Origin of the sequence: Pararobbsia alpina (assembly GCF_965118125.1) — a bacterium.
Taxonomy (GTDB): domain Bacteria; phylum Pseudomonadota; class Gammaproteobacteria; order Burkholderiales; family Burkholderiaceae; genus Pararobbsia; species Pararobbsia alpina_A.
The window spans coordinates 1,902,428-1,915,000 of the sequence record NZ_OZ221288.1 but is presented as its reverse complement, the minus strand read 5'-3'; the positions used below and the strand labels follow the sequence as shown (position 1 = coordinate 1,915,000).

General features: G+C 63.8%; 8 protein-coding genes. All 8 read left to right on the top strand.

Annotation, left to right across the window (positions count from 1 at the left end; all coding sequences use genetic code 11):
* Nucleotides 1-27: 27 nt before the first annotated feature.
* Nucleotides 28-1,221, top strand: a complete 1,194-nt coding sequence (locus ACMFWR_RS26605; RefSeq protein WP_413195372.1) for a hypothetical protein — start codon at nucleotides 28-30, stop codon at nucleotides 1,219-1,221.
* 353 nt (nucleotides 1,222-1,574) lie between these two features.
* Nucleotides 1,575-2,915 (top strand): Dyp-type peroxidase, encoded by a 1,341-nt coding sequence (locus ACMFWR_RS26600; RefSeq protein WP_413197357.1) that lies wholly within the window; start codon nucleotides 1,575-1,577, stop codon nucleotides 2,913-2,915.
* Nucleotides 2,916-2,986: 71 nt separating this feature from the next.
* Nucleotides 2,987-4,015 carry an iron ABC transporter substrate-binding protein gene (locus tag ACMFWR_RS26595; protein ID WP_413195371.1) on the top strand — a complete coding sequence of 343 codons (1,029 nt, stop codon included), beginning with the start codon at nucleotides 2,987-2,989 and terminating at the stop codon, nucleotides 4,013-4,015.
* Nucleotides 4,015-5,700 carry an ABC transporter permease gene (locus ACMFWR_RS26590; protein ID WP_413195370.1) on the top strand — a complete coding sequence of 562 codons (1,686 nt, stop codon included), beginning with the start codon at nucleotides 4,015-4,017 and terminating at the stop codon, nucleotides 5,698-5,700. Before ACMFWR_RS26595 ends, ACMFWR_RS26590 begins: the two co-directional genes overlap by 1 nt.
* 21 nt (nucleotides 5,701-5,721) lie before the next feature.
* Complete coding sequence (locus tag ACMFWR_RS26585) at nucleotides 5,722-6,882, top strand: ABC transporter ATP-binding protein (protein WP_413195369.1); 1,161 nt, start codon at nucleotides 5,722-5,724, stop codon at nucleotides 6,880-6,882.
* A 138-nt stretch (nucleotides 6,883-7,020) separates the two neighbouring features.
* Nucleotides 7,021-7,446 carry a MarR family winged helix-turn-helix transcriptional regulator gene (locus ACMFWR_RS26580; RefSeq protein ID WP_413195368.1) on the top strand — a complete coding sequence of 142 codons (426 nt, stop codon included), beginning with the start codon at nucleotides 7,021-7,023 and terminating at the stop codon, nucleotides 7,444-7,446.
* Nucleotides 7,447-8,085: 639 nt separating this feature from the next.
* Nucleotides 8,086-9,333 (top strand): efflux RND transporter periplasmic adaptor subunit, encoded by a 1,248-nt coding sequence (locus ACMFWR_RS26575; protein ID WP_413197356.1) that lies wholly within the window; start codon nucleotides 8,086-8,088, stop codon nucleotides 9,331-9,333.
* Nucleotides 9,330-12,572: an efflux RND transporter permease subunit gene (locus tag ACMFWR_RS26570; RefSeq protein WP_413195367.1), complete on the top strand. Its 3,243-nt coding sequence runs from the start codon at nucleotides 9,330-9,332 to the stop codon at nucleotides 12,570-12,572. The genes ACMFWR_RS26575 and ACMFWR_RS26570 overlap by 4 nt, the downstream gene beginning before the upstream one ends.
* Nucleotide 12,573: the final 1 nt, after the last annotated feature.

The following is a 12,573-nucleotide window of genomic DNA, read 5'->3' as shown; positions in this document are numbered from 1 at the left end:
TTCGACCGATATTCAGGAAGTGATGCGATGAAGCACTCCGCCCTTTCCAGCACGAGCCGGCGTGGCTCACTCGACCTGCGCAGGCGCCTTGCCACGGCTGCGCGTTCGCTGAGCGGCGCGGTGGTGGCCGCGTGCATCGCCGCCATCGTGGCGCCGTCGCTCGCATCCGCCGAGCCGCAGGGCCTGCTCGAGACGATCAAGAAGCAGCAGACCGTCACGTCGACGGTGCCCGAGAACGGCGACCAGAACCCGTACGCACTCGCGATCTCACCGATTACGTCGGGCAAGATCCAGAAAAACGACGTGCTGATCGACAACTTCAACGACTCGGCGAACCTTCAGGGTGTAGGCACGACGATCGTCGATTACAACCCGTCGACCGACAAGCTGTCGCTGTTCGCGAAGGTGCCGCACGATCTCAAGGAGTGCCCGGGCGGCGTCGGCCTGTCGACCGCGATGACGGTGCTCAAGAGCGGTTGGGTGGTCGTCGGCAGCACGCCGAGCAACGACGGCACGACCGATACCAAGGGCGCGGGCTGCCTGCTGGTGTTCGACACACAAGGTAATCTCGCGACGGTGTTCTCGGGTGAGAACATCAACGACCCGTGGGGCAATATGGCGGTCGTCGACAATGGCGACACCGCGACGCTGTTCATCAGCATGTCGGGCTACGGTGTCGGCAAGGTGTCCGGCTTTATCGACCCGCCCGTGTTCAAGCAGGCGACCGTGCTGCGGCTCGATCTCGCGATCGAGCAGGGCAAGCCGCCGGTCATCAAGAACCAGACCGTGGTCGCGAGCGGCTTTTCCGAGCGCGCGGACCGGGGCGTGTTCCTGATCGGACCGACCGGGCTCGTCATCAAGGACGATCTGCTCTACATCTCGGATGCGATCGGTAACCGGATCAGCGTGATCGAAGACGCGACAAAGCGCGATACGAGCGCGGGCGTCGGCCGTACGCTGACGGCCGATGGGCTGTTGCAGCGTCCGCTGGCGATGTGCCTGACGCCGGCCGGCCACCTGCTCGTGACGAACGGTCTGAACGGGAAGGTCGTCGAGATCGATCCGGCGACGGGCCGCCAGATTTATGCACGCTGGATCGATGCCGACAAGGCACAGTCGCCGCCGGGCAACGGCGATCTGTTCGGCATTGTGATGACGCCCGAAGGCGACGGCTTCTACTACGTGGAAGACGACGTGAACACGCTGGTACTGGCAAGATGAACACGACGAATCGACCGTCCGATCCGCAGCAGCAGACGCAGTCAGCGGACGACGGGCAGGATGTATCGAACGCGACGGGCCCGATTCAGTCGGGCTGTCCGTTCTCGGGCTTTTCGCAGCCGCCTGCGCCGCGCGTCGAAGCGGCGCAGAGCCAGGATGCGCGAAGCGTTGGGGCGCCGTCGCATGCAACTGATCAGGGCGCGCCGGCGCAACCGTCGCGTCGCGGCTTCCTGAAGGCGGGCGGCCTGGCCGCTGCGGCAGGTGCCGGGCTTGGCGCGGCCGGCCTCGCCCAGGCTGCGCTCGACAAGCCGGCCGGCGGCGCCGCCGCATCGGCACTGTCGGCCAAGGCGCGCATGGGCGCGCAGGTCGAACCGTTTTACGGCGAGCATCAGTCGGGCGTCGTTACGCCGCAGCAGACGTACACCTACTTCGCTGCACTCGACGTCACGACGAATCACCGCGACGAACTCATCGAGCTGCTGAAGACCTGGACTGAAGCGTCCGCACGCCTGACGCGGGGCGATACGGCGAAGACCATCGATCCGGACGACACGGCCGCGGCCTCGGCCAAGGGTGCGCAATCCGGCGCGCAGCCGGCAGCGAAGGACGATGCCGAGCTCGGCGCGATGTCGACGTTGCCCGATGCGCCTGCCGGCGCAAGCGCTGCGGCGACGACCGACGTGTCGGGTGCACCGGCCGATGACGGCTATGCGGCCGGCGGTGCGACGCCCACGTACAGCGCGGCCGTGTATGAAGACTCCGCTGAGGCGCTCGGCCTCGGCGCGTCGCGCCTGACGCTGACGTTCGGCTTCGGCCCGACGCTGTTCACGCGCGACGGCGCCGACCGGTTCGGTATCGCAAAGCGCCGTCCCGATGCGCTCGTCGATCTGCCGCGCTTCAATGGCGATCAGATCGTCAAGGAAAAGAGCGGCGGCGATCTTTGCATTCAGGCCTGCGCGATGGATGCGCAAGTCGCCTTCCATGCCGTGCGTCAGCTCGCGCGGCTCGCCAACGGCAAGGCACAGATCAAGTGGGTGCAGTCGGGCTTTCTGTCCCAGCCCGGCGACGGCACGACCGCGCGCAACCTCATGGGTTTCCGCGACGGCACGAACAACCCGCCGACGCGCGATCCCGCACTGATGGACAAATTCATCTGGGCCGGCGACGAAGGCCCCGCATGGATGCGTGGCGGCACGTACACCGTGTTTCGCCGGATCCGGATCACGCTCGAACACTGGGACAACACCGAAGTCAGCTTCCAGGAAGCCGTGTTCGGCCGGCACAAATACTCGGGCGCACCGCTGGGCAAACAGAAGGAGTTCGACGCGCTCGACTTCGATGCGAAGGATGCGCGCGGCAACCCGGTGGTCCCCGAAAACTCGCATGTGCGCTTGTCCAACCGGGCGCAGAACAATGGCATGCAGCTGCTGCGCCGTTCGTACTCGTACAACGACGGTGCGAATTTCTATATCGAGCGCTGGCCGCCATGGCGCCAGGAGCTCGAGTACGACGCGGGTCTGCTGTTCGTTGCGCATCAGCGCGACCCGCGTTCGGCGTTTATTCCGATCAACGCCCGGCTCGCGGCGACCGATCTGATGAACCAGTTCACGACACACGTCGGCAGCGCGATCTTTGCGTTGCCGCCGGGCGCGAAGCAGGGTTCGTATATCGGCGCGGGGTTGTTCGAGGCATAACACTGCGTCGACGTCCGTGGTCAAGCAGTGTGTATCCGTCATACCAACATAGATAACTTCAGGATATCGACATGTCGTTTTCGTGGGTAACTCAAACCGGCCGCAAGACGTTGCGGCTCGCGCTGGCCGGGGCTGTCGCAGCGTGTTTCGCGGCTCATGCAGGCGCGGCGTCGCTGACGCTCTATAGCGCGCAACACGAGCAGCTGACCGAGCTGCTCGCCAAGGACTTCGAAAAGGCGTCGGGCATTTCGGTGCGCGTGCGCGACGGCGAAGGCCCTGCGCTGGCCGCACAGCTCGTGGCCGAAGGTGCGGCGACGCCCGCCGATGTCTATTTCACCGAAAACTCGCCCGAGCTGATGTTGCTCGAGGAGAAGGGTCTGCTTGCGCCGGTGAATGCCGATACGCTCAAGACCGTGCCGGCGCGCTATGACTCGCCGACCGGTGCATGGCTCGGTGTCGTTGCCCGCGAGAACGTGCTCGCGTACAACACGAACAAACTTCAGCCGGCGCAGCTGCCGCAGTCGCTGTTCGACCTCGCCCAACCGCAATGGAAAGGCAAGATCGGTATTGCGCCAAGCGATGCCGACTTCCTCCCGCTCGTGAGCGCGGTGCTTGCTGCGAAGGGTCATGATGCAACGGTCGCCTGGCTCAAGGGCCTCAAGACCAATGCGCAGATCTTCGACGACGACGAAGGTGTGGTCGCGGCGGTCAACCGTGGTGGCGTGGCGACGGGCATCATCAACAACTACTACTGGGCACGCCTTCACGTGGGCCTCGGCGATGCCGCCACGAAGAGCGCGATCTACCACTTCCCGAATGCGGACGTCGGCGCATTGGTCGTGGTGTCGGGTGCCGCTGTGCTCAAGGCGTCGAAGAACAGCGATGCCGCACAGCAGTTCCTTGCTTACCTCGTGAGCGAACGTGGCCAGAAGCTGATGGCCGAGAGCCATATCGACTTCGAATATCCGTTGCGCGCGGGTGTGACAGCCGATCCGATTCTGAAGCCGTTCGATCAGCTGAGCCCGCCCCCGATCGATGTGCAGAAGCTCGGTGACGACAGCCAGGCCGCGAAGCTGCTGCGCGAGGCCGGCCTGCTGTGATGGACGCGGGCGCAACGACCCGGGCGCCGGTCGATCAGGCCGGCTCGGACGCAAGGCAGCGAGCCAGTGATCTCGCTGCGGATAGCGTCGCGATCGGTCCGGGGACGCTTGCGCCCTCAGAACGCGGCCCGCGGCGCGCCCGACGCGCGCCCTGGGCCTTGTTTTGTCTTTGCGCCTTGCTTGCGCTCTGGGTGCTCTCGCCGATCGTCTACACGGCGATGCGTGCGACGGAGTTCACCGCGCAGGAAGTCGGCGAATTGCTGTTTCGCCCGCTTGTCGGCGAACTTCTTTCGAATACCGTGCTCATCGTGGTGAGCGCGACCCTTGCGAGCGCGATCATCGGCACGGCCGCGGCGTGGTTCGTCGAGCGCACGAGACTGCCGGGCCGCCGGATGTGGGCCGTGCTCGCCGCCATTCCGCTCGCGGTGCCCGCGTTTATCTCGAGCTACGCGTGGGTATCGCTGAGTCTGGACCTGCAGGATTTTGCGGGCGCGCTGCTCGTGATCACCTGCTCGTACTACCCCCTGGTCTTTCTGCCCGTATCGGCTGCACTGCGCGGCATGGACCCCTCGCTCGAAGAGTCGGCCCGCTCGCTCGGCTGCGGCTCGTGGGCCGTTTTCTTCCGGGTGATCGTGCCGCAGCTTCGTCCCGCGTTGCTCGGCGGCATGCTGCTCGTTGCGCTCGGCGTGCTGTCGGAGTTCGGCGCATTCACGCTGTTGCGCTTCCGTACGTTTACGACCGAGATTTACGCCGAATACCGGACGACCTTCGATGGGGCGGGTGCGTCACTGTTCGCCTGCGTGCTGATCGCGATCTGCCTGGTGCTGATCGCACTCGAATTCCGCGTGCGGGGTGCCGCGCGCTATGACACGACGGGCAAGGGCACGCGTCGCGCGCCGGTCGTCTATGAACTCGGATGGCGCCGATACCCGGTGCTTGCCGGGTTTGCGTCGCTTGCGGTGGCGACCCTCGGTGTGCCGCTGGGCATGATCTTCTTCTGGCTCACGCAGCGCGGCGCCGCCGCACTGACGCCGGCCGAGGTATCGTTCGACCGGGTGTTCGATGCGACGCTCGCATCGCTCGGGCTCGGCGTGGCCGCGGCTGTGGTGGCCACGGTGTTTGCATTGCCGCTCGCCGTGTTGCTCGTACGATACCCCGGCCGCTTTGCGACGTTCTTCGAACGCGTCGTCTACCTCGCGCAGGGCGTGCCCGGCATGGTCGTCGCGCTCGCGGTTGTGTCGCTTGCCGTGCGTGCGTTGCGCCCGCTGTACCAGAGTTGGGAATTGCTGGTGCTGACGTATGCGTTGCTGTTTCTGCCGTTCGCGCTCGTCAATGTGCGCGCGGCGCTCGTGCAGGCGCAGCCGCGGCTCGAAGAGACCGCACGCTCGCTCGGGCTGGGCTGGTTCGCGATGGTGTGGCGCGTGATGTTGCCGCTTGCCGGGCCGGGGCTCGGCGCGGCGGCGGCTATGGTGTTCATCTCGGTGATCACCGAACTCACCACGACGCTGCTGCTCGTGCCGATCGGCACGCATACGCTGGCGACCGAAGTGTGGGCCGATACGTCGACGCTCGCGTTTGCCGCGGCGGCCCCGTACGCGGCCTTGCTGGTCGGCGTATCGCTCGCGGCGACTTGGTTGCTGATCGTGCTGTTCGGGCGATCGGCGGTACTCGGAAAAGAGGCTTGAGCGCACACGCGCGGAATTTTCATGGCAGCTGTCAGCATTGCAGGATTAACCCAGTCGTTTGACGGCGTGCCCGTGCTGCGCGGTGTCGACCTCGAGGTCGCATCGGGGAGCCTGGTCGCGATTCTCGGCCCCTCGGGCAGCGGCAAGACGACCTTGCTGCGCCTGATTTGCGGGTTCGATCGCGCCGAACAGGGCACGATCCGTGTCGGCTCGAATGTGGTGTCGGGTCCTGGTGCGCACATGCCGCCGGACCGGCGTCACATTGGTTATGTGCCGCAGGAAGGCGGGCTGTTTCCGCATTTGTCGGTGGCCGACAATATCGTGTTCGGCCTGCCGCGTGCGCAGCGCAAGGCACGCCACCGCGTCGGCGAGCTGCTCGAAATGGTCGGCTTGCCCGCCGCGTTCGCGCAGCGCGCGCCGCAACAGCTGTCAGGCGGCCAGCAGCAGCGCGTGGCGCTGGCCCGGGCGCTTGCGCCGTCGCCTGCACTCGTGTTGCTCGACGAGCCGTTTTCCGCGCTCGATACGGCGCTGCGTCAGGAAACGCGTCAGGCCGTGGCCGATGCCCTGGTGGCATCCGGCTCGACCGCACTGCTTGTGACCCACGATCAGTCCGAGGCGTTGTCGATGGGCTCGCAAGTGGCGGTGCTCTGGGAAGGCCGGCTGATTCAGGTCGATACGCCAGCGGGGCTCTACCGTACGCCCGCGACGCCCGCGCTCGCACGCTTTGTCGGTGAGGCGGTCGTGCTCGAAGGTCGTGTCGACGCCGGCATGGTCGACTGCGCGCTTGGGCGCATCCCGGTGCAGGCCGATCTGCGTCAGGACCGGACGACGAGCGTCGATGTGATGATCCGCCCTGAACAGATCCGCATCGGGCCGACGCGTATGGCTTCGTCGAACGGTGCGGACCCGGAAATATCGGGGCAGTCGAGCCACTCAAGCCACGCAGGCGATCCGGATCAGGTGAACCCTGCGAGCCGTGCGGTGCAACCCGTCGGCGCCCGGGTCGCTGAAATCGCTTACTTCGGGCATGACGCAAGTGTCCGCCTGCAACTCGACCGGGACCCGTCGCGCTACGTGTCGGCACGGGTATCGGGGCAGGTGCCGCTCGTGTCCGGGCAGGCCGTCGAATTGTCCTTGCAGGGCGGCGCCGTGATTTACTCAAAGAACGGCAGCATTGGATAAAACGTCTCATCCGATGGTCGGCGTGAGAAATCTGTTCGCCTTGCCTTTTCGATCAGAGCAAAACCGGGGTCCTTCAAAGACTCGCGTGCGTCAGCCGGCTTGACAGTGTGTGTACGCACAGATATCCTCGACACCACCATGAAAGATTCACCCACCATCGATGAATGCAACTGCTTCGCGCTGCGTCAGGCCGCGCGATATGTGACGCAGTTGTACGAACGTCATCTCGCGCCGGTCGGCCTGACTGCGGCGCAATTCTCGTTGCTGGCCAAGCTGGCCCGGCGCGGCGACTGGACCATGGCCGACCTCGCCGAATCGATGGTGATGGACCGCACGACGCTCGTGCGTGCGATGAAGCCGCTGCAGCGCGACAGCCTGATCGTGACGAGTTCGGCGGAACACGATTCGCGCACTCACGTATTCAACCTCTCGGAAACCGGCCGCAAGAAATTTGCCGAGGCGCGCGAGCTCTGGCGCGTCGCTCAGGACGAATTCGAAGGCACGTTCGGCGCGACCCGCGCCAAGGCGCTGCGCAAGGAATTGTTCGCCGTCCCGACGAGCTGATCCGCGAACGCATACGGCGAAGCCCGCCAACACTGCAACACTGAACTGCACCCCGCAAGCTGGAGAGAGATCCAGTCTCCGGGGTGTTTTTCCTTGCGGCGCGTTTCGTGGGTCTTCGTTCTTCGTCCTTCGTGTTTCGCGCTGAGTGGCCTCGTCGGTCGAAGTCTCGCCGTATTGAATATGTATTAAATACGAATACATATTGACTTGCGTGTCTGCTGTGCTTCGTCCACTCCCCGTTCCCTGCTTCCCTGCATCTGTGTTTCCGTGATTCCCCTGCACCCTGAGCGCTGGCTTCGCGACGCCACATGCCGCGCCTGCTTTCCTTAGCGTCATCGCTAAGTGATGTTGCGCTGGCTTGTTATTTGAAAACCCGATTGCTAGCCTTGAACGGCTCCAGACAGTTTTCGCATTCAACGCAATACCTCATGCGCGAGCAGTTCGTTCGCCATTCACGTGTTCGCTAACGGGCTCGGTGTGGAGGCGTCAATGGATGTCAGGTCGAAGCCGCGGACAAGCCGCGCTCTCCCCTGGGGTCTTCTTCAGGGGTTCGCCAACGGAGCATGTTCCGGGGCGCGTTCTTCGGGATGGTCGACCTTCAGTCGCGCGGTAGTGTCACGCCATGCCGCAACGGGTGTGATGGCCGCATGGATCGCTGTCGCGTCCATGGGTCTCGCCGGTTGCAACAAGAAACCGCCCGCGCAGGCCGCGCCGCCGGTGCCGGTCACCGTGATGACGGTCACGCAGAAGGAAACGCCCGTCGACTTTGAGTTCACTGCGCAGACGCAGAGTTCGCGCGAAGTCGAAATCCGCGCGCGCGTGGATGGCTTCCTCGACAAGCGCGTCTATACGGAAGGCTCGCTGGTGCAGGCCGGGCAGATCATGTTCGAGATGGACCGCAAGCCGTTTGATGCCGCGTTGCAAACGGCCAAAGGCTCGCTCGCGCAACAGCAAGCGCGTCTCACTGTCTCGAAGGCCAATCTCGCGCGCGTGCTGCCGCTGGCTGCGCAGAACGCCTTGAGCCAGAAAGACCGGGACGATGCGATCGGCGACGAGAAGCAAGCCGAAGCCGCCGTGATCTCCGCGCAAGGCCAGGTCCAGTCGGCCGAGCTCAACCTTAGCTACACGATCATTCGTTCGCCGCTCAGAGGCTTGTCGAGTTTCGCGCGAGAGCAGGAGGGCAGCTACGTCACACCAACGCAGGGCGGACTGCTGACCTACGTGTATCAGCTGGACCCGATGTGGGTCAACTTCAGTATTTCGGAAAACGAACTGCTTCGCTACCGTGAGCAGGTATCGAAGGGCGTACTGCGCTTTCCGCCGGACAATCAATTCGACGTCACGGTGATCCTCGCCGATGGCTCGGTGTTTCCGCAGAAAGGCCGTATCGACTTCACGAACCCGGCGTTCAGCTCGGAGACGGGCACCTTCCAGGTCCGCGCGGTATTCGCCAACCCCAAGGGCACCTTGCGGCCCAATCAGTTCGTGCGCGCACGCGTGTCCGGCGCGGTGAGGCCGAATGCACTGCTGGTCCCTCAGCGCGCCGTCCTTCAGGGTTCGAAAAGCCATTTCCTGTGGGTCGTCGATAGCGACAACAAGCCGCATCAACGCGTGGTCGAAGTCGGGGAATGGCACGGTGACGACTGGTTCGTCACCGACGGGCTCCATTCGGGAGAACGCGTCATCGTCGATGGCGCGATACGTGTCGCGGCCGACTCGCAGCTGAAGATCACGGGTGAACCGGCTCCCGCGTCGCAGGCGAGCGAGGGCGCGTCGCCAGCCGCTGCAAACGATGAGCAGGCTTCGGCGGCACAGACCGCGGCTACTGCGCAGCCCGGCGCATCGGCGAGCGCTTCCGCTGCGGCTTCGCAAGGGGCCGCTCAATGAATATTTCGCACTTCTGCATCGACCGGCCGATCTTCGCGTCGGTGATCTCGATCGTGATCACGCTGGGCGGCGCGATCGCCATGTTTTCATTGCCGATCGCGCAATACCCCGACATCACGCCGCCGCAAATCACGATTTCCGCGAACTACCCGGGTGCAAGCGCCGATGTGGTCGCCGACAACGTCGCGGCGCCGATTGAGCAGCAGGTCAACGGCGCGGACAACATGATCTATATGAGTTCGTCGAGTTCGTCGACGGGCAATCTGACGATCAATGCGTACTTCGAGATCGGCACGAATCCGGAACTCGCGCAGGTCGACGTTCAGAACCGCGTGAACCTCGCTTTGCCGCAACTTCCGCAGTCTGTGCAGGCGCAGGGTGTTCAGGTGCAGAAGAAATCGTCGGCGTTCATGATGGTCATTGCGATCTACTCGCCGGACGATCGATACGACGCAACCTATATCGCGAACTTCGCCAATATCTATGTGCTCGATGCGCTCAAGCGCATCCCGGGCGCGAACCAGGCGAGCATCTTTGGCACGCCCGACTATGCGATGCGGATCTGGCTGCGTCCGGACCGGATGGCGCAGCTCGGCATCACGGCATCCGATGTGCAAAGCGCCGTCGCGAATCAAAACCAGCAGTTCGCGGTCGGTCGGTTGGGCCAATCGCCGACCGGCTCACCCGTCGAGCAGTCGTTTGCTGTGACGACGACAGGACGCCTGACGGAGCCGTCCCAATTCGAAAAGATCATTATTCGGGCGCAAAGCGGCGCGGCAGCCATCGTGCGTCTCAAGGATATCGGTCGCGCCGAGCTCGGTCAGAAGGATTACTCGATCCGCAGCCGCTTTCACGGCAAGCCGGCGACGGTGATCGCGGTCTATCAACAGCCGGGCGCGAATGCACTCGATGTATCGAATCAGGTCCGCAAGACGCTCGCGGAGATGAAGAAGTCGTTTCCGCAAGGCATCGAGTACCGCATCGCGATGGACACCACCGAGTTCACGCGCGCGTCGATCTCCGACGTCGTCAAGACGTTCTTTGAGGCCGTCGTGCTGGTCGTGATCGTGGTCTTCGTGTTCCTGCAGAGCATCCGCGCGACTGTGATTCCGGTGCTCGCCGTGCCGGTATCGATCGTCGGTACGTTTATGGGCATGTCGGCGCTCGGTTTTTCGGTCAACATGCTGACGCTGTTCGGCATGGTGCTGGCGATCGGGATCGTGGTCGACGATGCGATCGTCGTGATCGAAAACGTCGAACGCAATATGACCGAGCGCAAGCTCAGTCCCAAAGACGCGGCCAAGCTCGCGATGGACGAGGTGTCGGGCCCGGTCGTCGCGATCGTGCTCGTGATGTGCGCGGTGTTCGTCCCTGTCGCGTTTCTCGGCGGCATCACCGGGCAACTGTACAAACAGTTCGCGATCACGATCGCCATCTCGGTCGTGCTGTCAGGGGTCGTCGCACTGACCCTGTCGCCTGCTCTTGCGGGCGTGTTGCTCAAGTCCACGCATACCGAGAAGCGCGGCTTCTTCAAATGGTTCGAGAACGCGTTCACGCGCATGACGAACGGTTATGGGAACCTCGTCACCTTTTTTATACGGCGCTATGTCGTGGGGCTACTGGTCTTTGCGGCCGTCATCGGGTTAGCCGTGCTGATGATGCGTTCGATACCCGGCGCGTTTCTTCCGCCCGAGGATCAGGGTTATTTGCTCGGCGCCGTTCTCATGCCAGACGCAGCGAGTCTCGACCGGACAGAGGCGGTGTCGAACGACGTGACGGAATACTTCGACAAACAGCCGGGTGTCGACAGCGTGACCACGATTGCGGGTTATAGCTTGCTCGACAGTCAGATCAAGAACAACGCGGGCACATTCTTTATCGGGCTCAAGGGCTTCGATGAGCGGTATTCGTCGGACAACATCCGCACGCAAAATGTGCGGGCGCTGCTTGTCGGCGCGTACAAGAAGCTGTCGGCGGTTCAGGAGGGGATCATCATTCCGATCAATCCGCCGGCGATTCCGGGGCTGGGCACGACCGGCGGCACCGAGATGTGGATTCAAAGCACGGGTGACGGCACGATCGCACAGCTCGCGCAGGTCGTGCAGGACTTTGTCGCACGCGCGAAGAAGCGGCCCGAACTCACGGGCGTGACATCGACGTTCAACGCAGCGTCGCAACAACTGCGCGCCGATGTCGATCGCGACAAGGCGTCGACGCTCGGCGTGCCGATCGACGACGCCTACAGCGCATTGCAGACCATGTTCGGCTCGCTCTATGTGTCGCAATTCAATCGGTCGAGCCGGCTGTGGCAAGTGATTCTGCAGGCCGAACCCTCGTATCGGCTCAGGCCGACTGATCTCGATCAGGTCTTTGTGCGCAACGTGAAGGGCGATATGGTCCCGCTCAAGTCGTTCGTGAGCTACAAGTATGTGACGGGACCCGACCTGATCACGCGCTTCAACAATTTTCCGGCCGTCAAGATCACCGTGAACGCTGCGCCGGGTTACAGCTCGGGTCAGGTCATCTCGACGCTCGAAGAACTGGCCGCCGAGATGCCTTCCGGCTATGACATCGGATGGAGCGGCGAGGCGTATGAATCGGTGAAATCGGGGGGCACCTCGGGGCTTGTTTTTGTCTTCGGCCTCATCATGGTGTTCCTGATTCTCGCGGCGCAGTACGAGAAATGGAGCCTGCCATTCGGCGTGCTGATGGCGGTGCCCTTTGCATTGTTCGGGGCGCTGCTTGCCATCCTGCTGCGCGGGCTCGACAACGACATTTACTTTCAGATCGGCCTCACGATGCTGATCGCGCTCGCGGCCAAGAACGCCATCCTGATCTTCGAGTTCGCCGTACTCAATCGTGAACAGGGGAAAACGGTGTACGACTCCGCGCTGGGCGCAGCGAAGGAGCGCCTGCGGCCGATCGTGATGACGTCGCTCGCGTTCATTCTGGGTTGCGTGCCGCTCGCCATTGCCACGGGCGCGTCGCAGAACAGCCGTCATTCGATCGGCACGGGTGTGATCGGCGGCATGCTCGGCGCGACGTGTATTGCGGTCTTCTTTATCCCGATGTTCTTCTATGTGCTCGAGACGTTGTCCGAACGAAAAGGCGGGTCGAAGGGTGGGCCCGCACCCGCGTCGGGCGGCGGGTCCGCAACGCATGAGCCGGTGCTGACACCGCCATCGCACGGATCGCAAGGCCCGTCGACGGCGGCATCGACCGCCGGACAGGACGACTGAG

Excerpts from the sequence above, each read along its gene's own strand:
- ACMFWR_RS26575 (WP_413197356.1), top strand. The coding sequence starts at position 8,086 with ATGGCCGCATGGATCGCTGTCGCGTCCATGGGTCTCGCCGGTTGCAAC.
- ACMFWR_RS26605 (WP_413195372.1), top strand. The coding sequence starts at position 28 with ATGAAGCACTCCGCCCTTTCCAGCACGAGCCGGCGTGGCTCACTCGAC.
- ACMFWR_RS26600 (WP_413197357.1), top strand. The coding sequence starts at position 1,575 with ATGGGCGCGCAGGTCGAACCGTTTTACGGCGAGCATCAGTCGGGCGTC.
- ACMFWR_RS26595 (WP_413195371.1), top strand. The coding sequence starts at position 2,987 with ATGTCGTTTTCGTGGGTAACTCAAACCGGCCGCAAGACGTTGCGGCTC.
- ACMFWR_RS26580 (WP_413195368.1), top strand. The coding sequence starts at position 7,021 with ATGAAAGATTCACCCACCATCGATGAATGCAACTGCTTCGCGCTGCGT.
- ACMFWR_RS26570 (WP_413195367.1), top strand. The coding sequence starts at position 9,330 with ATGAATATTTCGCACTTCTGCATCGACCGGCCGATCTTCGCGTCGGTG.
- ACMFWR_RS26590 (WP_413195370.1), top strand. The coding sequence starts at position 4,015 with ATGGACGCGGGCGCAACGACCCGGGCGCCGGTCGATCAGGCCGGCTCG.
- ACMFWR_RS26585 (WP_413195369.1), top strand. The coding sequence starts at position 5,722 with ATGGCAGCTGTCAGCATTGCAGGATTAACCCAGTCGTTTGACGGCGTG.